This is a genomic window from Buttiauxella gaviniae (assembly GCF_040786275.1).
Taxonomy (GTDB): Bacteria; Pseudomonadota; Gammaproteobacteria; order Enterobacterales; family Enterobacteriaceae; genus Buttiauxella; species Buttiauxella gaviniae_A.
Genome location: NZ_JBFMVT010000002.1, coordinates 3,147,686 through 3,169,065 on the forward strand (window position 1 = coordinate 3,147,686; position 21,380 = coordinate 3,169,065).

Below are 21,380 nucleotides of genomic sequence, written 5' to 3' on the forward strand. Positions count from 1 at the left end.
AGTTGAGTCTCTTAATAAAGGAAGAAAAGAATTGAAGGCTTACAAAGCTGAGATGATGCTGAGGATTAGTCTTTAAGCTTATTTGAGGGATAAATTGCGATATACACATACCCATGACTGCCCAGCGTATCAGCTTCACAGGTCAGTCCGTTACGGTAAAGCGTGACGCCGTGCGTATATCGGGGATTTAGCTCACCGGAGATCAGCATCAGTTCCATATGCGCAACAAAATGTAGAAAGGCTTCATTCAGTTGTCGGGCCTGCATCTCGCTGAACGAACCGTTGAATCCTGCCCGATCCGCCAGAAAATGCAGACGGTGACCGTCCTGCACCAGCCGCGCTCCGAAACACGGTGTGATATCTCGTTTAAGACCCCAGACTTGGAAAGCGTCTTTATTCATCATTTTATTCCTGTTAAAGAAGGCCATGTTCGGCGAAGGAGAATATCTGCCTGCCACCGACAATCAGGTGGTCGGGCACGCGGATTTCCACCAGCATCAGCGCCTGTACCAGTCGTTGGGTAACGACCTTATCTGCCTGGCTCGGAGTCACTTCCCCGGACGGGTGGTTATGGGCAAAAATCACTGCCGCTGCGTTAAAGTACAGGGCGCGTTTTACCACCTCGCGGGGATGGACTTCGGTATGACTGAGGGTGCCGGTGAACAGCGTTTCGTGGGCAAGCAGCTGGTTCTGGTTATTGAGGTACAGCACGACAAATTCTTCACGCTCAAGCGTTCCCATCTTCAGCCTGAGCCAGTCGCGGGCCGCCTGTGTGGAGGTGAATGCCACACCCGGTTCGCGCAGGTGCTGGTCAAGCAGACTCAGGGCGCGTTTAATCGTGCGTTGTGCCGGTAACGATAATTCCGGTGAAAACAGCATCAGTTGTTTCTCCATGGCAAAGCCCCTTAATCGATGATGGCGAGAATGGCACTGGATTCGGGATGACCAAGGGCGTAGTCCCGCAGACGGTAATAATGTTCGGTCATGGCATCGCACTCCGTACGACAGGCATGATGGCTGTACTCAATCAGGCACACCGCAATGCCCGCTGCTTCCGCGCTCATTTCCGCACGGTTGCTATTCATGTTGTTAAACAGCGCCCATTTCTCATCACTGTCAGCTTCGGGGGCCATAAACGCGCCACCGTTGCTGAGTGTGTGGAAATGCCAGATACCGCCGCAGTAGTCTTCGCAGAAGCGGTCCATCCAGCCGAAGATGCGGGGCTCGATAAGTATCCACTGCGGAATGTGCCCGAAGTGCTGCGGCCAGAAGTCCAGACGTTGTTCATCAGATACCGGGCTGGCGGTAATGGTGTGATTCATTTGTAAATCAGTAACCGGTTCGCAGGTGATATCCGTTTGTATGGTCATGGTTTTACTCCAGATATAAAAAAGGCAGCCGTCAGGGCTGGCTGGCGTGAGATGAGTAATAAAGAAAATACTGAGATAAAGCGGGTAAGGCTGAGGAAAGAAAGCGGTATTGCGCCTGCATGAAAAAAACCCCTGCTGCGTGAGCAACAGGGGCCTGGTGTGGTGATGCAATGCCCCGTCGTCGGGGCCAGTGAGTTATCAGAAGGCGACGTTCAGCGTCGCCTGACCGTTGTAGCCATCTGCACTGTTACCGCTGACGCTGCGGGTATAGCCACCCTGCACACCCAGCGTCACGTTCTGACGGATACGGGCATCAAGACCGGCCTGCAGGTCAACTGAGGTCCCATCCTGAGACGGGGTGAAGCTGACATTGCTGCCAGCTGTTGCGGTGCCCATGCTCATCTCGCCATCACTGCTGAAGGTGCGGATAACGGACGGGCGCACCCACCAGTTCACCGGCAGTTCGCTGACACGCTGCTTCATGCTGTCAGCAAAACCAGCCGTTGTGGACATGCCTTTGCCAAAGTCCATCTCTGATGAACGGCCAAAACGGAGCCCGGCCCGCACATGCTGTGCACTGCCGTCGCCAAAGTTCACATAGCCGCCATTATCATGACCATTATCCAGAGACAGGCCCTGCCAGACGTACTGCAGTTGCGGCTCCAGCACCAGACCGTGGCTGATATTAAACGGCAGACCCGTTTCCACCGAGCCCAGCCAGCCGGTTCCCCGGGTGTCGAAACGGTTATCATCTGAAACAGCCTTCAGGCTGTGATGTGAACCCTGCGCCACCACATCAGCCCACAGACCAGTGGAGCCATGAACCGCCGTCAGATAGCCGCCGAGACTGTAAACCGTGTCGCGGACATCACCTGCAGCAGAGCGGTCATCGTTTTTCACCTCAACTGAAGACTGACCCGCTGCGCCATAAAGACCCGCAGTCAGCGAAAACGCACCAGCGTTGCGTTTCAGCAGGTCTCCGCCGAGCTGGATAAAGCCGTAGCTGCCGCTGCTTTCCGGGGTATCCCCCTGTGCAACCCCGCCATTACCCTCATGCCCGGTATGACCGCCCTGAATACGACCCCAGAGCCCCTGGCCAGTCACCGCGCTGCTGCGCTGGCTGTAGGTGCCCGCCAGTGCGCGGTCATAATCCATGCTCTGTGCGTACAGAGAGGAGTAGAGCGCCACTTCGGCACGGTAACCGGTCTCACTGGTGAGATACCAGTTTTCATCCGCGCTGCCGTGGTTCAGGGTGTAGTTGTAGGCACCGGCCTGCAGTTTACGGCCCAGCGCAAAGGCTCCGGTATCCGTGGTCGCCCCGTTAATTGCATCCACTACTTTGATACCGTTGCCCGTGGTCGCAAGGCCCAGCCCGGCATCGCCGGTGTTGGTGAAGTTCAGCCAGGTTTTACCGGTTGCCGTACCGCCGTCAATCACCAGCATATCGGTCGGGAAGGTCGGGTCATCCAGTCGGATGGACAGGTTGATGGTGCCGTTGCGGCCCGTCAGATGAGTCACCGTCAGCGTTTCAGGCACAAACTGATCCTGCGCAGGGGTGAAACTGATGGTTCCGGCGTTATCGAGGTTGTCGAGAACCGATTTCACTGCGGCACCGCGCTGAATATTCCAGCTGGCACCGCTGTCGAGCGTGACATCGGTCGGGTCGATTGCACCGTTCATTACCGAGTTGCCCGTCAGGCGCACCTGCGTACCGGAGAGGGCAATAATGTCGCTGTTAATCACAGCATTGTTCAGTGCCAGCGTCCCCTGATTCAGGGTCACCTGTGACTGGGACAGCGTGCCGTTACTGACGGTCAGGGTGCCTTCACCCTCCTTGAGTAACTGACCATCGCCACTCACTGAGCCATTGATGGCGGCATTCTGTCCGCTACCTGTGCTGATATGGAGTTGCCCGCTGTTGGTGGCATTCCCTTCAAGAGTGGCGTTGTCATTAAGGGTTGTTGTGCCGGTGAGTGTACCGCCCTGTGCCACCTTCAGTGTGCTACCTGCCCCCACGGTGGTGTTATCTGCACTGCCGTTGCCCAGGACGGTAAACTGACTGCCATTATCCAGACGAAGATTGCTGGCTTTGCCGGTTGCCGCATCAATACCGAATGCACCTGAAGCATTAGTCCCACTGACCGTTGCGCCGGTATCGGCTATCAGCACACCGCCATCGTTCATCACGATGTTCTGCGCCTTACCACCGGATGCGACGGCCAGAACGCCGCCCTGGTTGACCGTGGTGGTATCGGCGCTGCCGTTACCCAGCACATCCAGACGACCGCCGTTTTCCAGCAGTACGTTACTGGCACTGGCTGTTGCCGCATCCACACTGAAATCTCCCAGGCTGTTGGTCCCGGACACGGTGGCCGCGGTACTGGTGACCAGTGCCCCACCGGCATTCATGGTGACATCGTTGGCGGTGCCACCGGCGTTAACCTGTAGCTTACCGCTGTTATTTACCATGGTGTGGTCTGCTGTCGCACCGTCTTTTACCACCTGCCAGCCGTTGGCATTAATCACCGTATCCGATGCCGTGGCACCGGCATGGACGTACTGATTACCGCCATCCAGTCGGGTGTGTTGCGCATGACCATGCACACTCTGGTCGCCCCCGGCTTTAATCACCGTGCCGGTGGCAAGGCCTCCTGTCGCAATAATCTGCCGACCATTCTCATTAATGGTGGTATCGGTTGCATTACCGGCAACCCACTGACCGTCACTGTTCTCCGCATCCGGCCCGCCCTGTGCCCCCGTATTCACTACGGTACCGGTCGCCAGTGCCCCAGCTTTTACCAGCTGAGTCCCATCTTTATTAATGATCGTGCCGGAGGTAATACCGCCGCTGTGTACCCACTGCGTACCGCCGTCAAGTGTGGTATCTGAAGCCTGTCCATGCACACTCTGACCACCACCGCTATTGACCGTGGTGTCTGTGGCGCTACCACCAGCCAGTACACCCTGCAGCCCGTTATCGCCAATGGTGGTCTGGTTTGCCACGCCACCCGCCTGTACAAACTGACCACCGCTATTCGCCTCGTCATCCTCACCGTGTTCCAGACCGGTATTAATGAATGTGTTATTCGCTACACCAGAAACCAGCTGGGTGTCGTGGTTACTGATAACGGCATTGTTCATCACGTCGCCCGCAGCGATAGTACTGGTGTTGCCCGGCGAATCATCAGCCAGCGCCGCAGGGCTTGCCACCAGCCCGGCGACAGCCAGTGCCAGCACCGCGCCGATGCGTTTTCCTTTTGCTTTCGCCAGCTCAGAGACCACAACAAATGCGCCCAGAACTTCATTCCATACCAGCCGGTAACTGGTGTTCAGGTTTTGCTTCATCGTATTAACCTTATTAAATAAAGAATAAAAAAGACCCACATCCGCAAAACGGATGTGGGTCGGTGAAAAATCAGGGTAAAGACAGGGACTTCAGGGACTGTTGAATACAGCGAAAATGTGGCAGGGCCTGGATAAAAGTTGCCTCCTCCACCAGTCGGTAAAGTCGCCCGTTACGCGTGAATGTTTCTTTCGTGGGCTGGATGGTATGGATTTCATCCAGGGTGAATACCACCGGATGCCGGTGATGTTCAGCAACCAGATACCATGTGCCGTCTTTCGCAATCAGCCGGTAAGGAGCCAGCCGTTCACAACGCTGTCCGTCAGCCAGTAGCGTCACGCGCTGGCAGGTGGTGATAGCTTTTATCAGACGATAAAAAGACAGCGAGGCGGAAGGGGAAATGCCACTGATACTGTCTCCGGTCAGGCAGGGTACGTCATCACAGGCAAGCAGCAGGCTCACCAGACGGCGATCGAGACCGGGAAATAAACCCGCCATTCCCGTGCGATGGGCAAATGTCAGTACATCCAGCTCTGCCTGTGCACCACCGCCACCGGTCCGTAGACGGTAACAACCATTGCGGCATTCGAGATCCAGATACATCAGGCGTTCGCGAAAATCCCGGTACAGGGTACGTGCGGATACACCAAACTCTGCGGTCAGTCTGCGCATATCTAACGTTTCACCCGCGACAAGGCGACTGATAATCAGCGACAGTCTGATCGCCAGCCTGTCGTGGCGGCGCTCTGTCTGTGTCATTATCATTTCTCCATACGAGCTAACTGTCTGAAAGGAATATGATTCTAGAGAGGGGGGGTGACAGGGTGTGTCAACTGAAGGGATTATTTCTTAACACCCGGAAGTTCAGTGTTAACAGGGGCTGCAGCCAGTTCTGGTTAATTAATCCTCACCGACGGACCGGAAAACTGACAGGGTGTGTCATTCTTTAACGTTGCCTTAACGTTTTTCAGTGCAAACTGTGAGTTCACGCATTCTGAAACTGCGACAGCATTGTCTCTGCCATCACCCACAGCGCACGATTGAGCTTCACATCGCCATCAATACCGCGCACCGCCCGGGTATGTGTGCGACTCCCTTTCGCATTGCGCCCACTCAGACCACCTTTGATCAGGTTTTCCTGAATGCGCTGATAGGTGGTCCACAGGTCATCACTATAGTCTTCGTAGCGGCGGGGAGTCAGGACCTGCGCTTCGGTTACCGGCTGGTAGTCCTCGCCAAAGCGGTACGTGATAGCGGCTTTGGCGAGTGCCTGACGGGTCGGAGGTGGTAGCATCAGCGACTGCATGGCATCGCGCTTTTCCTCTACCCGGTCAAAAATCCCCAGTACCTCATACACCCCTTCAATCACCTGACTCACCACGTCCCCCTTGTGCGGCACCCGCACCTCGCCAAAGGTCTCACCGCAAATCAGCCCGTTCTGGCAAACCTGGCGAAACAACCCCGGCAGCATCTGGTACGAACTGGTGCCATCGTGCGAGTTGAGTAGAATGATTTCCGGCACCTGATTACCGATGATTTGCCCGGTACGACGCAGCCGCAGCATATGCTTGGTGTGCTCACGGCGCTCAGGATCTCGAACCCGGGTCTGACAGGCAAAGAACGGCTGAAAGCCTTCGTAACGTAGGCTGTCCAGCAGGGTAATGGTCGGGATGTATGTATATCGCTCACTGCGTGATTCATGTTTTTCCTGGCTGAACACGCTGGGCACAAAGCGCATGAGTTCATCATTGGTTAGCGGACGGTCACGGCGAACGAGGTTCGCCGCTCCAAAGCGGGAAGCTAAACGGGGCATATAACACCTCAGATATCTGAATTAACAACAGGAAGTAAAAGAAGGAAACTCAGAAGAAGAAATCCCACACGGCGCGGGCTACAGAGACCACAGTGTCACGCACGGCACGTATCACAGTGCGCACCGGGGCGGGAAAAAGGGGAACATTGCACACTATATCCAGCGCGGCCCCGACTGTTTCACCAAAATCACTGCGCGCCTTTTCCTTTACCTGTTCAGTACGAAATGGGCGCTGAAGCTGAGCCACCACCGGACTGCTGGCCACACGCGGGAGGCTGCGGACCATACGCTCTGCCATAACCTTGAGTCCCCACTTCGTGCGCACCGATACTGCACAAACCGGATGAACGGGCTGGAATAGCTCATGCAGAGTAACGATTTTACGGCTGATGCTGCGCTTCTGGGCAGCAGATAACCCACCACCGAGGCTGTCTGTAGGTTCAATCTTGTCGGCCTGACTGATAACGAACAGCACTCTGTGCCGGTACTGCTCACCAATAACCTGGTGGTAAAACTGCTCATCGACTGCCAGTGCACGGTCATCGGCTTTAATCAGCCACAGAACCAGGTCAAGCTTAAGTAACTGCTTGTGGTAGAGTGTCGCGTACTCTGTATCCCGCTGTTTGTTTTCACCAACACCCGGTAAGTCGACTAATAACATGCTCCGCTCACCGAGCGTCAGACGGAAGCGCAAGGGTTCACGGGTACAGGCCGTCACATCACTGATGGGTGAAACTTCGCCCTGAAACAGGGCATTGCAGAGAGATGATTTACCGGCACCTGTTTTCCCCATAATGCCGATAACCGGTTCGTAGTTTGTGAGTTGACGAATCTGCTGCATGACCCGCTCTGATGCCCATTCTGGTAAGCCCATAAGTGAGTCCTGCAGGGGTTGCAGGCCATCCTGATTTTTCATGACATCTCCTGAGACAAATAAAACAAAAAAACGGCAGAACCGTTAGGTTCTGCCGCTAATGAAGTATGTTCAGGAGAATAATATCTATCTGAAATTATTTAGATTGCATGTCATGTTACTTTTTAGATTTCTTGTACGATTTTGATGCCTGCCAGGCATGCTTCATCTTTTCAATGAATTCCAGTTTCTCATACGGCGAAACATTCCAGACGTCAATCGCAGCAATTACCATGTCATATCGCATTGAAGTATTATAAGGGCGAAGATAGTCTGCTATCCTGTTTTTACCTTGAAGATAGTCCCACAGATACAACAGCTGATTTTCATCATCCCGGGAGATCCATTCAAAATCCCTGAGGAAAAAATTATATTGCTCCAGCCAGCACTCATGTAGTTTTCTGAAATAAGAGATTTTATCGCCAAGCGTTCCTGCAGCATCGTCAATATATCTCATCACTCCGTTAATTCGTTCACGCTCCGTGACTGGACTCGGGTTATATGAATCAGTACTCGCCCCATTATTAATATAGAAACAAGAAAATGAGCGCTTTGGCTTCTTCGGATTATCTGTACCGGGTTTTAGTAGCAAATCCAGGTTAAGGCTATCAGCGTCAATATCCAACGAGAAATTACTCAGGTTTGCGAAAGGTGGGGGGGCCATTAAAAGACTATTAAATACGTTAGTATCAGGAAAGGTACTTCCCAGCCCACCTAATTTTACTTCTGGTGGCATAACGGGATATTCAAAAATATAGTGGTGTGCGAACCATGTTGCTCTTGGTGTACCCTTAAAACATTCAAAATATTCTTTATCTATAAGTATCAAATCAGCCCAATATTTCAGTTTCTTACGGGCATCACTTATCCGCTCCTTATTCCCGGCAAAGTGCTGTTCAAGTATACAGGTGATTAAGTCCCTAAACTGCTCTGGTGTGTCATAGCTATTGTAGAGCAAAGAGTGGTCCGTCTTTAAAATCTCATCCAGTGTTCTCAGATACATAATTTCATAACGGACCATGTCGTAGTGCAGCATTTCTCTCTCCCTGATTTTTATACATCAGGAGGTTAGCATGCGTACCATTACGAGGTAGGGAGTCAGGTCACAGACTGAAAAAACACTGATTTATTTATGATAATTAAATGATTTTAATGTGATTTTTTACTGACTAAGTTGTGTGGGAATTCTGATGATTTATCTGCGAGATGATTGAGTACTGAAAAGACAGGTGTCATGCATCAGGAATGAACATTTGGGTTTTTAGTATAATTAAGGGGTATCCCTGCTTATACCAATGCATGTTTAGTGCTCATCCATCAGTAGATCATCTGTTAGCTGAAATACAACTTAGGGTCCCCGATTTCCCTTTATCTGACCATTTGTTAACAGGTAATGCCTTAACGAGTATCTCCCACAGGGGAAATACTTTCCACTTAAAAATTACAACGTATCCCCATCCTTTGTACACCACCTCACAAAGGATAAAAAATGAATACCCCGTACCCTTATATTGCCAGATATAAGATGAACTGGTTTCTGTTGTCTCTTCTCAATGATCACCTTAATCAGTTACTGGCCCGCTATTCCCGAATACAGGCATTAAGAATCGATCTTTTCTATCAGAAAGGTTCAGGCCGCTTCAACCACCACTCCTGGAAAGAAACTGAACGTGAAGTGCGCATTCTGGTGGAAAGAATTATGCAAGGCTCAAACCTGACAGGATATTTCTGGGTACTGGAAAGTACTTACGACCATGGCTGTCATGCCCATATCGTTTTCTATCTCGACAGGCACATTAATCAGGCTACATACCCAATAGCCGAACGCATCGGAGCAATATGGCGAGAAATAACGGAACAGGAAGGATATTACAACCGATGCACGTTTAAACCCACTTATACGGCCAATATTGATAAGCCCGTAAATTACGATGATGCCGAAGCTATTAAGGGACTGCGATACATCATCAGCTATTTGGCTAAAGAGGAGCAAAAGCACGATTGTTATTACCACGGTAGCAATGAGGTACCAGCGCCAAGCGGACTGGGGCGACCCAGACCTCTGTAAATTGGGTTCTGCACTTTTTTACATATCACCCCATTGATGTGGAAGGGCTGGTGGTTACAGGCAATCAACCACCCGCTCAGGTCAACACCCCAATGGAATACAGACAATGACAACTCAAATTTCTCTGCTTGATGACCAATTGGTGGACATGCAGTTCATTACCAGATTCACGGGCCTGACGGATAAGTGGTTTTATAAGTTGATCAAAGACGGTTTATTTCCAAAGCCGATTAAGCTGGGTCGTAGTTCTCGCTGGAAGCAAAGTGAAGTCGAATACTGGCTGCAAGAACGTATTGACGACTCCCGCAAATAAGCACCTTACCTTATCAACCAACTATCCTGACTGGCAGACTGCTTATCCGATCATTGCGGAGGTTTGCGGCTGCCTGTCATTCACTATTCAGGGATTATTCGCTCTGAAAGAGACAAAGATGCGATATGGCAGTTTGCTGGACAACTATCAGCGTTGGTTAAGTTTGTACTTTGCTTGTGGCAATGCATCTCTTGTCAGTGGCCCGTAACTCTGAACTATTTTCAGGACTTCTTGAAATTTAAAAAGCTGAATTATTTTTCATTTCTTTTGATGTATATCACTGAAATTAAAAAGAATTTATATTATTCAGCATTCATCATATCTGTGAAAATAGTAAAATAGAATAATCAATTAGCGTCTTGATAAGTTGAGCTCATGAGATTCCATGCCGAAGGTCCTGTTGTACCAGACATTCTCTTAGAACGCTGTGATGCAGGTAGAGTCGTATTTCTATGTGGTGCAGGGGTTTCGTTACCTTCTGGGATGCCAACCTTTGTAGACCTCACTCAGTACGTAATTGAATACTTTGACCCGCCACACGACTCAGAAATTATGGCTGCATTTCTCCCGTGGCTTCACGACCAATCTTCGGCGAATGTCCCTCTAGACCAAATTTTCAATTTACTTCATCTTGAATATGGCAAGGATGAAGTTAATGCCTTAGTAACAAAGCGCCTAAGTGTTTTCTGTTCTGAAAGAGTGGTTGGACGCGAACATGCCCTTATCAAACGAATCTCCTCAAATCAGAGTGGAGTTCCACAGATTGTCACGACTAACTTTGACCGACTATTCGAAGTTGACCAAGGGCAAGATGACCTAGCCCTATATGTACCGCCTGCTTTTCCAGATCTAAATTTCGGTTCGTCAATTGAGGGAATTACGTATCTTCATGGTCGTCTGGTCGATGAAGACTCTGTAAGCCATCCTTATGTGCTGAGCAGTGCAGACTTTGGACGCGCTTACCTTTCAGAAGGATGGGCAACCAACTTTATCAAGCTTCTTCTTGAGCGATATATTGTTGTTCTGGTGGGCTACCAGGCAGAAGACCCACCAGTTAAATACCTCCTTCAGGGTCTCAATCATGATGGTCAGTATGATCGTTCCAGAATTTATGCATTTGATTGTGGACTTCCTGAAGAGATCGAAGCCAAATGGCGTGATAGAGGCGTTACTGCCATAGCCTATTCCGATCATCCGTTGCTCTGGAAGAGTATGGAAGCATGGGCTGAACGAGCAGATGATCCGCGTCGATGGCGAGCTTCAGTGATCGCCAAAAGCAGGCAGGACCCGAAAATTCTGGCACCGTATGAACGTGGTCAAGTTGTTCATGTACTGCGCACAGTACAAGGTGCGAGATTATTCTCTGAAGCTGTTCCACGTCCGCATCCAGAATGGCTTTGCGTTATGGATGCGAATATTCGATCAGCTAAACAGAAGAAAAGACATAACGAGTTTGCCGATAACGATGCAGAGATTTTCGATCCGCAAAAAGCTTATGGAATCGATGATGATCTGCAGGATATATCTGACGATGAACGCAAGCGTGGAGTGAGTAACGATAATCTCCTTGAATGGCGTGATGAAGACGATAATCCGTCAGATTACCATCGCTTGGCTGGGAGTTTTGAAACAATCCCTAGAAGGCTGGGTCATCTCATGACTTGGTTTAGCGAATCCCTTGATAGCCCGGTAATGGCTTGGTGGGCTATGCGAAAAAATGGTCTTCATCCACTACTGCTGCAAAAGATTGAGCATAACATTGAGTTTTCAGGATTGACCCACAAACGTGCTCGTCATCTTTGGAGCTTAATTCTAGAACATCATAAAGATCCTCGTAATCGTCGATATGACGTCGACTGGTATGACTTGAAAGCTCGAATTAATACTCAGGGCTGGACAGCTGGTGTTCTACGTGAGTTTCGTAGAGTTATGACACCACGGTTAGAGATGAAATCGCCATATGGCTTGGGAGAAGTCAGACCGCCAAGCGGATCTTGGGAAGAGATTCAATTCAGCGAATTAGGTCATTTCGAAGTTGTGTTCACTGAAAGACATGACGACGACTTGGACGTGCCTGATAATGTGTTACGACATGTATTTAGTATCCTGGAAGAGCAATTACTCATTGCTTCAGGATTGCTGGAGGATATTGAGACTTTTTACTTCCCAACGCCAAGCTGTTATCCGGGGCGAGCTGTGGAAGGGGAAGAATATTTCGCCAAAGGTGCTGATGTATTGACATGGTTTGTCCCGCTTTTTGAGCGTGTAGCGGTGAAGTGGCCAGAATTGGCTAAAGCACATGTCACTACTTGGCCAGTAACAGAGCCGTTTTTCTTCCGAAAACTTAGACTGTATGCATTTAGTAAAACAGCCGTCTTTAGGGCTGATCGTGTTGCCGAAGAAGTTTTGTCTTTGGAGCCAAATGGATTTTGGGATAAAAATGTTACCCGAGAACTTCTTTTTCTGCTGACAGATCGTTGGAAAGAGTTCTCAGAAGAGGAGCAGAGCCGAATTATCGAGCTCATTCTGACAGATCCTTATCAATTGCCTTACCTGTCTGAGGAAGAACTCCTAAAAGAAAGGGAGGTGTTAGCTGCTAGATACGCTCGTTATCTCGAACTACAAGGCTGCGAACTAAAATCAATTTATAGTGAGCGCCTCACTGCGATGATCCAAACAATTCCTGATTGGCATGACGGCTGGGCTACCTCTGTGGTCGTCAGTTGGGGTACCCGCTCGGGCTGGGTCGGTACGGACGAAAAAACTGATTTAGTTTTAGACCTTCCTCTAAACAAGATAATCCCAAAAGCAAAAGAGGCGCTACAGCGGCAGGATTACCAATTTACGAGGAGACGTCCCTTTGTTGGTTTGATCAAAGAAAATCCACGTAAAGCATTGGCTGCACTTACGATTGCGGCGAAAAATGGCGATTACCCTAAAGAATTCTGGTCTCCAATGATAAGCGAATTACCTGCAGGGATTAAACCAAGGCTGAGACGAGTGTTCCTTAATCGCATAACGCGGTTACCATCGACAGCTTTAGTCGAACTACGACATGTATTAAGTAGTTGGCTTGAACAAAACTTAGTTATGACGATTAAGTTTGATGATGGTCTCGCTTGGGCTGTCTATGATCATGTTGTCGAAGGCATACTGGGTGGTGGGATTAATGCTACGGAAAGTGGTTTCGGAGAAATTTTCCGGAATGGAGAGGTTATTATACAGTCGAGGCGCACGTACGAACATGCAATCAATGGTCCTGTAGGTAAGTTTACCCAAGCCCTTTTTCGAGCAATATCTGGAGAAGAAGCGAAAGCTGGTTCGCTTATTCCAGATTCCATTAAGTCTCGCATTGAGAGTTTCTTTACAGCGCCCGGAGAAGGTGCGGACCACGCTATAGCTATAACGGCTCGCAATCTAAATTGGCTAATGTTTGTTGATCCTACTTGGACAAAAGAAAGGCTTATACCGATTTTGGATTTTAAGCATCCAGCTGCAGAACCAGCATGGAATGGTTATCTTCATAGTGATGGTATGCCTTCAGTTGCAGTAGCTAAGCTTATCAAGCCTGGTTTTCTTAACCTTATACCTTGGATCAAAAATCTTTCTTGGGAGAAAGATTTTTCAGTTCGAGCCTCGCAATGGCTTGGTTTAATGAGAATGTTCCATCCTGAGGAGCTATGTAGCCCTTCTGGAAATGAAATGCGTTTTGTTTTGCGCTCAATATCTGATGAGGCTAGAAATCGTTTTATTTCCTGGTTGGGTCTGGTTGGGCAGAAAAACGAGAGCGGTTGGGATAAGTATGTGATTCCATTAATCAGAGAGGACTGGCCCAAAGAACGTCGATATAGGACAACGACTTCGGTAAAGGCGTGGATTGGCCTACTTGACGATACTGGCGACAATTTTCCGGTGGTCTACAATGCAGTAAAAACACTCTTGGTGCCAATCGAGACATTTGATCACCAGTTGTACCGTTTCACTCGAGAGTTTGGTAGTGAAAAGCCAATTGCCATGCTTTTTCCTGCAGCGACTCTTGATCTAATGGATAGGATAACACCACAGAGGTTCACACGACCGCCATACGAGTTACAGAAGATACTCGGCCTAATTGAAGAGGTAGAACCAAGTCTAATCAAGGATTCTCGATACTTACGGCTTATTGAGCTTGTTGAGAAAAATTAGGGGGTATTAAAAACAGAGCACAGCATTGGGGTGTGTATTCGAGTAAACCCATTGTAGTCACATGGTTTTTGAGACTTTCTATTATAAACAATAAAAAATTAATAAGTCTGTTAAGGGGGAAATGCGCATTATTGATCTGAATGTGAATGGGGCAGAATGTTTCGATAATATCGATAGAGTACTGCACAGAGAGGCTTTCAAACAGCTTGATTTGACCTGCTCCCCATTGATTACACGTGAGACTGATATTTTAGATCTTGAGGTTTTGGAAGCTCTTCAATCGGCAACTCTTGGGTTATTACAAGAGCGGCGTGTTGCTATCGAGACCCTACCTAGTAGTAATGTGCGGATCAGTATTCATCAATCCTATAATGAACATCATGCTGTCGGTTGGTTAGGATATGGGCGAAGTTTTGGCCTAACCTCTGTTGCTATCGGGTCAGATGATCCGGGTATTTTTGCAACAAGTCTAAGAGGGGAATACGCACACTTGCTTCGTGCTTTAGATGCCAATGGAGCGGGCCATGATACAATAGAGATCCTTGAAAGCATTAACAAAACATCTAAACGCTTCCGCTTCTAAATTTTGGATCGTTGTAATGCTTAAATTACGGTTTGAATTAAAAACTCTGTTTGAAAAATAGTGAACTGAAATATTCTGTACACATTTAAACCCGGTGGCGCTGCAGTTTATTCGAACAGCAATTCCCTAAAAGGAAGGAAGTGAACACCGAAATGTCCGTTAGTCCATAATTATAGGCCCAGCGGGTGAAAATAGTTTAATTCATATTCACTATTTAGTGCGGTTATAAGCAGTAAGTTGGCTTCATAGCTAAACATTAAATATTCTAAGTATCTAGATTAGCTACAGCGAATAAAATCGAAGGAGCTAATTATTTTTGAATTCGCCTGTTATATCTACGGCCATGCAGGAGTATATACAAAGGGGAGCATGTCAGTGCACTTATTCCTTAAGTGCGTCCGTTTGTTACCCGTGATCAATATACAATACTGAATATTAAAATTTATGAGCAATCATGGCCGCTCCGCGGCTTTTAACCAGTCGTTGACGCCATCAACGCCCATTGAAAGTAGTATGTCTTGTAATGACACAACTCGTTGTAGCATTGCACCATGATCAGACTCCTCGTGCTCTTCTGCTTCCGCAAAAAGGCGAGTCATTAATTGAGTAAGGCTATCATTATGATCGTATAGGTGCTGTTTACTATGCCGGACATAGGATAGATAAATTTCTGTGGCTGCTAAGGCTTGTTCTGGCTCATGCTGTGAAATTGCGTTCAACCATTCATGAAATCTGAAAAATTGATGTTTTTTACCCTCACTACTATTATCATTTTTAAAAACTGAAAAACAGCGAGCCACAATTTCTAACGGTATAAAAATAATATCTCTACTGTCGTCGAAAATATGATCTAATTGCTTCGCAACTCCCAGTGCATGCTGATTACTTGCATTTAAACCCGTTTGAATGCCATCCATACACTGTTTGCGATGCTGTCGAATATTTTCACCGTTTGTCCAAACGGTAGTTGCGCCATGCCAGGCTTCTGTTCTATCTAGGCTATTTAAGTCCTTAATCAATTCATCAAAATCGATATTTCCGGCCAAGGCTGATAAAGCTGAAATACGTCCCCATGTTTCAAAGTCTTCATTATCTCCCTCATTATAGATGTCCGATAATAAAGGTTTTACTGTATCAAAATGAGTGTGATAAGCGTAATACAGACTTCGCTCGGCGATTTTCCAAAGCCCATGAGTATCGTTCATGGCTATATGGAACAAGTCCCAACCTAGATCGAAAGACTTATATTGCATAAATGGTAAACGTTGTAAGATCAAGGCGCGAATAGCTGGATGAGCATCGCTAGCAAAGCGCCGTAATGCTGGTACCAACAATGTCGGTAGAGTATTACCTTGTTCCAGGAATTTATTAGCTAAAATCATCAACGCATTGGTAACATCCCCTTTCGCCATATTGATGCCTATAGTGATCAAATCGACGGAATCACTTTCAATTGGATTGGCCTCATCAAGTCCTGCAAAACCTATAGCTAGAAATATTAGTCGTTCTGCCGTTTGTTGGTCTTGTATGACATTGGCGCAGGCTTCAAGCGCTTTGGCTGAATAGTCGTTGTATCGCCATTGCATTGGATGTCTTTCAAGTTCCTCAAGGATCTGATCGGCAAGAAGGATCGCATCAGGCTCTTCGAGTGGATTCCATATTCCGTTAGTCCCTAAATTGCCATAACGATGGGCCAGATAAGTAACGACTCCGCTCATGATGTCATCACGAAATTTTGAAGGTATGTTTAGCCAACAATCAGTCAATAAGCCTAAGAATCGGGAAGGCTGACGGGAAGACGCCTCACCTAACTGCCTCCCAACCTGTTCTTCTCCTCCAACAAGAAAATCATCGCGATCCCAGCGAGTATAGCCATCATAATGTGTTAAAAGCTTTATTATTCCGCTATTACTGATAGTTAGAAAAACATCATATGAAAATGGTGCTGCGACCAGACCACCCCATGAGCGAATATTAGGTTGACGTAGAAACGCCCCGTATATTTTTTCATATTCATCTAATACCTTTTGCAATTCAGAGGAACGAAGGTGGCAAGGGATCGGCACAATAAACTCTGCTTGCGCTTTCCATTTCCACTGGCTGGATTCATTGGAAACATATTCATTCCTCACAGTCAAAATAGTTTCCATTACCGCATTTTGTATCGGATCAGATAGTAAATTAAATGCTGACTGTATCAATTCACCTATTTCATATGAAAGCTCAAACTCTAGAATATTCCGGTCGCACAACATGCGACCTATTAGTTTAATATTATGTTTAGGTGATGTAGTGCACGCAAGAATGCCAAAGTACAGCAATGCACCTTCATGATTGAAACAAAGGTGCTCACAGTTTTTTTGCCACCAAACCGAGTGGGCTTTTGCATGAAGGAGAATAGTACTTTCAACTCCATTAAATAGGGTGCTCATACTATCTTGGTAGTGCATACCCCGCTTACTATGAGAAGTTTCGTAGGAAGTCTCGCTTAGGAATCCATGCCTATAACCTAAACAGGGTTTATCGTAACGTGATGCACGCACTTTACTCCAGAGTTCGATTGACTCTAAGGCTAAATCTAGTAGCTCACTGGATTGTTCCATGCGTAACCGGATAAAGTTCTCATTTTGATTTCCGAATTCATAAGTGTTGCAACGCAACTTGCGGTTTAATCTATATTCCAGTAAATCCTTATCACTGATATTGTCCGTTATATAATGCCAGAGCAAAACATCGTCCATTACTCCAGCAGCCACACAGCTAGCGATGATCTTGCCAAGAGAACTGTGCTCAGATCGTGGCATTGCAAGCAGCCTTTCGAGCAATGGAACGACAAGTACTATGCTTCCTAGCTTAATTTCTGATAAGTATCTCGCTAATTGGTCTGCAACTCCATCCCCATCAAACCAATCCAGCGCGAGAACTTCCGTCCAGAACGACAGCACCCCTGCAGTATCATCATTACTCCATTGAGCAATTCGATGAACATGCATCCTTAGGCCTTCTACATCCCTGGCGGCTATTAAATTAGGTACCAGGAAGTTTATCCAGAAATGATGCCATTCAATAGAGCTGCCTGTGGCATAAATCACCTGAAAAACATCGCGGTGATTTTCGCGTAAATCTCGGATCAAAGACCAGTCATCATCGTGTGGCTTCTGTTCGGCAAATGATTCAGCGACCAGACGCCTGACATGGAAAGCAGCGTCACTCGCCAACACTGTTCTGAGTTGTTTTCTGAATTCACGACGGTCACCTAGTAACAAATGTGCAATAAAACTGCGGATACTCGGACGTACAAATGGAACTGGCGGAAAACCGCGAATGAACTCATTCAGCGTGACGCGATGACGTATGGCTCGGCTAATAACAAGCACATCCAGTAGAGTTTGATGTCCAAAGGTCAGCTTCCCATCCTGAGTCTCCTGTAATACGTTGAGACTACATAGTTTCCGCTGAATGTCCTGAGAGGCAGGAAAGCGTTGATGTGGCACAACCAAACTTCGCAATTGCAACATTTCGAAGGCTATAGCCTCAATTGCTTGTATAGCAATATCACCTAACTCTCTTTCGGCAAGCACCACAGTATTTATATACCGTTGAGCAAGTTCTTGGCTGGTCACCACATTGAAATTACCTCCTCGAAGAGCTAGTTCGACAAATAATGCCAACTCACGCGGATTGCGTATCAGATCGCGGGTGACAGCATCAATATCAGAACTCGCAATCCCCAGCGTATCGAGTAATAGTGCAACCTCTGTGTCCCAGTCCAATTGCTGGCACTTTAATTCACAACCCCAATGTCTTTCAGCAATCCGTCTGTCGTAATGTCTATCGAAGTCACGACACGCGGTAACAACGGTGAGGTTGGGGATCAATAGCAGACGGTCGATCTGGGCAAGGAAATACTGTAATACACGATGCTCACGGGCAATGGACAATACATCCAAAGAATCAATTACTACTATTACATGTGCGTCTTCAGCTAGCCTTGCAGTTTCCTCAACCCATTGTTGCGATAAACCCTGGGCCTGACGTTCTTCTGATGTTATATGGTCGGCGAACTCACGCGACTGAATAAATAAAGGCACAATATTTGAGCCAGTTTTTACTCTTTCTTCCAATGTCTCCTGCAATTCAAGCATCACACAGGTTTTTCCTGAGCCAGGGAGACCAGTGAGCAGGATGGAGCCTTTTTTGGCATCAATAGCGGCAAGCAGTTCATCCAAGGTTGGGCTAGTAATGCGTAGCCCCGCAATATCTCGCCGCCATGACCTACCAATAGCAGAAGTACTAGAAAAAGAATGACGTATGTTGGTGAGATCCATTGGTGGAACCAGTATTGAGCCGGCCTGTTGAATAATGGCTCGAAGGTCGTCTTTGGTTAAGCGATGCTGCGCCGCAGTAGATAAGTGATTGCCATCCATCCGTGCGCCTAGCCGGTCGAGATTCATCCATAGAGCATTGAATGCGTGGTCTGGATTACTGACCAAGTTTCGTAAGCGTTCGCGCAGCAATTCTTCCATCTGATCTAAATCATCACTGGTAACAAAATTGGTTCGATGCAGAAATTTAAACGTTGAAAGGCTGGGAGCAGCTTTCGCTAGTCGTTTCGACAAGGTTTTGTCCAGAACCTGTTGCGCTTTCCCTAAACTTTGTATGTAACTACTTTCATCTGGTTGGGATAAACTATGTTCTTTGAGTTTTGCAAGGTCGCCAAAGTTACTTCGCGAGTAGAAGCGGACGTTAACATTCGGGTTATTAGCCAGCAGATAGAAGGCTTTATCAAGCTCATCGCCAAGGTCGGCTATGCTCCAGGACTTAAAGTCTGTTTGATTTTTTTTGCACTGACAGGCGATCAAATCACCGTCTACCTTACCAACAACCACATCATCTACGGAATAGCTTATCGAGTCGACCTCAATCCATTGAAAGTCTTGATCGGACAATACTTTTAATGCCCAATAGAAAGCTACCAGAGTCTGGTATCCATCGCCACGGTTGGAGCGTATGCCTGCAATACTCATAAATTATTCCCTTCCGGAGGGGATTCATTCCTCCTAATCCATACGCATTAGCGTCGCCAAAAGTTGTGGGCATGATATTCGCCCCTCTGCAACTGTGTCAGAGAGTAAAGTATGCTCTCTTTAAATGCAGACTCGCATTCTTGGGAGTAATTCAGGTCGAATACTTAGCTACTTTGAAGAGCTATGTGACCTGTTGCTCTCAAGGAGTGGGATGGAATGGCTTCAACCAATCGCTTCCATCATTTTTGTAATTGATCCTATACACGTAATGTATACAACGCCATAAGCGAGATGAAGCGCCTAATTACCGCTAGAACGCATTTCTTTTCTGTCCCCATCCCCATCTGCAGCTCTAAAATTTAGCTCCGTTAGGGGACAGATTTTTGTGCACGGTAATTCGCGTTCTAGCTAATAATTTTTTGCATGCACATCAGCCATCTATACGGCCAATGTGTCTTACCCTACTATGAAACATTCTTTAACTTGGGTTTCGTAATAGTATCGATAAAATCCCCATACCACTGCAACATATCCCTACGCTGCTCAAGATACTGTGCATGGTTATACGTGCCACGAATGGTATTTTTATCCACATGAGCCACTGTAATTCGATCCAGGCCGTGTTATAGCCTTGTTCGTGCAGGATAGTACTCATCGTGTGTCTAAAGCCGTGTCCCGTAGCCTTCCCGTGATAACCGATCCTCTTTAATACCTGATTGATACTCGCTTCGCTCATTGGTTTAGTGATGTCGTTACGTCCAGGAAATACCAGGTTATAACGGCCAGTAACTGCCTGGATCTCTCGCAGTGCTGTCACAACTTGATCAGATAGTGGCACAAGGTGAGGGCGGCGCATCTTCATCCTTTCGACAGGCACTTCCCAAACTCGCTTATCAAAATCAAACTCTTTCCATTCGGCCATACGCAACTCAACGGTACGAACACCAGTTAACATCAGAATCTTCGTTGCTAACCTGGTTATTGGGCTACCTGAATATGAAGCGAGTGCTTGTAAGAAAGCAGGTAGTTCATCAGCTAGTAGGTGAGGGTAGTTTGTTGACTTAGGTGCTTTAAGCGCACTTGCGAGTTCAGAAAATGGGTTGGTTTTAGCTCTGCCTGTAACAATGGCGTAGTTGCATACTTGTTTGCAGGCCTGACGAATTTTTCGCAATTTATCGAGCACACCACGTTTTTCTAACTTACGCAGAGTTGTTAACCCTTCCAATGGTTCAATTTCAGCTATTGGGCGCTTACCGATATCCGGGAAGATATCGTTTTCAAATGCTTCCATCAGATCTTCGGCATAGCCTTTTGACCAGTTCGGTCGTTTGTACTCATGCCATTCAAGCGCGATAGCTTTGAAGGTATTTTCTACATTTGCCTTCTGAGCCAATTTTTCAGCTTTTTTCTCTTCGCTCGGATCGCCGCCTAAAGCAACAATCTTGCGAGCTTCTTCGCGCTTGAGCCGGGCATCGGCCAGAGAGATATCAGGGTAAACACCGATGGAGAGTTTTTTCTCTTTCCCCAAAACACGATACTTAAAGCGCCAGTACTTCGCACCATTAGGTTTTACTAAAAGATACAGGCCACCTCCATCAGTGAGCTTGTATTCTTTTTCTTTGGGTTTTGCAGTTTCTATCTGTCGCGCATTTAGTGGCATAGGGGCCTCTAATTTCCATTGAACGAGATGAGCCCCCTCAAAGACCCCCAGATACCACTTGATTTGGGTATAACTGAGTTGACCACAGTAGAGCTCGGGACAGAA

13 protein-coding genes and 1 pseudogene are annotated in these 21,380 nt (G+C 47.5%); 4 read left to right on the forward strand and 10 right to left on the reverse strand.

The annotated features are described in order from the left end of the window. Nucleotides 1-65: 65 nt before the first annotated feature. The 8 genes from AB1E22_RS15185 to AB1E22_RS15220 all read right to left on the reverse strand — a co-directional run bounded on the left by AB1E22_RS15185 (nt 66) and on the right by AB1E22_RS15220 (nt 8,475). Nucleotides 66-401, reverse strand: coding sequence for a type IV toxin-antitoxin system YeeU family antitoxin (locus tag AB1E22_RS15185; protein WP_367597382.1), 336 nt, complete (start codon nt 399-401; stop codon nt 66-68). A 13-nt stretch (nt 402-414) separates the two neighbouring features. Further along, on the reverse strand, nt 415-879 hold the full coding sequence (radC, locus tag AB1E22_RS15190) for a RadC family protein (RefSeq protein WP_437178418.1): 465 nt from the start codon (nt 877-879) through the stop codon (nt 415-417). 26 nt (nt 880-905) lie between these two features. After that, nucleotides 906-1,322 carry an antirestriction protein gene (locus AB1E22_RS15195; protein ID WP_437178419.1) on the reverse strand — a complete coding sequence of 139 codons (417 nt, stop codon included), beginning with the start codon at nt 1,320-1,322 and terminating at the stop codon, nt 906-908. A 246-nt stretch (nt 1,323-1,568) separates the two neighbouring features. Beyond that, complete coding sequence (locus AB1E22_RS15200) at nt 1,569-4,715, reverse strand: AIDA repeat-containing protein (RefSeq protein WP_367596072.1); 3,147 nt, start codon at nt 4,713-4,715, stop codon at nt 1,569-1,571. Nucleotides 4,716-4,785: 70 nt separating this feature from the next. Further along, nucleotides 4,786-5,472, reverse strand: coding sequence for a helix-turn-helix transcriptional regulator (locus AB1E22_RS15205; protein ID WP_367596073.1), 687 nt, complete (start codon nt 5,470-5,472; stop codon nt 4,786-4,788). Nucleotides 5,473-5,698: 226 nt separating this feature from the next. Next, nucleotides 5,699-6,526, reverse strand: a complete 828-nt coding sequence (locus AB1E22_RS15210; RefSeq protein WP_367596074.1) for a DUF932 domain-containing protein — start codon at nt 6,524-6,526, stop codon at nt 5,699-5,701. Nucleotides 6,527-6,575: 49 nt separating this feature from the next. Continuing rightward, the gene (locus tag AB1E22_RS15215) at nt 6,576-7,442 is read right to left on the reverse strand and encodes a GTPase family protein (protein ID WP_367596075.1); all 867 of its coding nucleotides are present in this window, start codon (nt 7,440-7,442) and stop codon (nt 6,576-6,578) included. 115 nt (nt 7,443-7,557) lie between these two features. Next, a complete protein-coding gene (locus tag AB1E22_RS15220) occupies nt 7,558-8,475 on the reverse strand; it encodes a hypothetical protein (protein ID WP_367596076.1) in 918 nt (305 codons plus the stop codon). A gap of 453 nt (nt 8,476-8,928) precedes the next feature. Here AB1E22_RS15220 and AB1E22_RS15225 point away from each other — a divergent pair, with 453 nt between their 5' ends. The 4 genes from AB1E22_RS15225 (at nt 8,929) to AB1E22_RS15240 (ending at nt 14,588) form a co-directional block, all read left to right on the forward strand. Beyond that, complete coding sequence (locus AB1E22_RS15225) at nt 8,929-9,507, forward strand: YagK/YfjJ domain-containing protein (protein WP_367596077.1); 579 nt, start codon at nt 8,929-8,931, stop codon at nt 9,505-9,507. Between the two features lie 106 nt (nt 9,508-9,613). Beyond that, nucleotides 9,614-9,820: a helix-turn-helix transcriptional regulator gene (locus tag AB1E22_RS15230; RefSeq protein WP_367596078.1), complete on the forward strand. Its 207-nt coding sequence runs from the start codon at nt 9,614-9,616 to the stop codon at nt 9,818-9,820. Nucleotides 9,821-10,195: 375 nt separating this feature from the next. Further along, complete coding sequence (locus AB1E22_RS15235; protein WP_367596079.1) at nt 10,196-14,005, forward strand: SIR2 family protein; 3,810 nt, start codon at nt 10,196-10,198, stop codon at nt 14,003-14,005. A 121-nt stretch (nt 14,006-14,126) separates the two neighbouring features. Further along, nucleotides 14,127-14,588, forward strand: a complete 462-nt coding sequence (locus AB1E22_RS15240) for a hypothetical protein (protein ID WP_367596080.1) — start codon at nt 14,127-14,129, stop codon at nt 14,586-14,588. Between the two features lie 452 nt (nt 14,589-15,040). On the opposite strand, the gene AB1E22_RS15245 is transcribed toward AB1E22_RS15240, so the two are convergent. Both AB1E22_RS15245 and AB1E22_RS15250 read right to left on the reverse strand, forming a co-directional pair. Continuing rightward, entirely contained in the window at nt 15,041-19,615 is a 4,575-nt protein-coding gene (locus AB1E22_RS15245) for an AAA family ATPase (protein ID WP_367596081.1), read from the reverse strand. Between the two features lie 464 nt (nt 19,616-20,079). Next, nucleotides 20,080-21,275 (reverse strand): annotated as a pseudogene (locus tag AB1E22_RS15250) (tyrosine-type recombinase/integrase). Nucleotides 21,276-21,380: the final 105 nt, after the last annotated feature.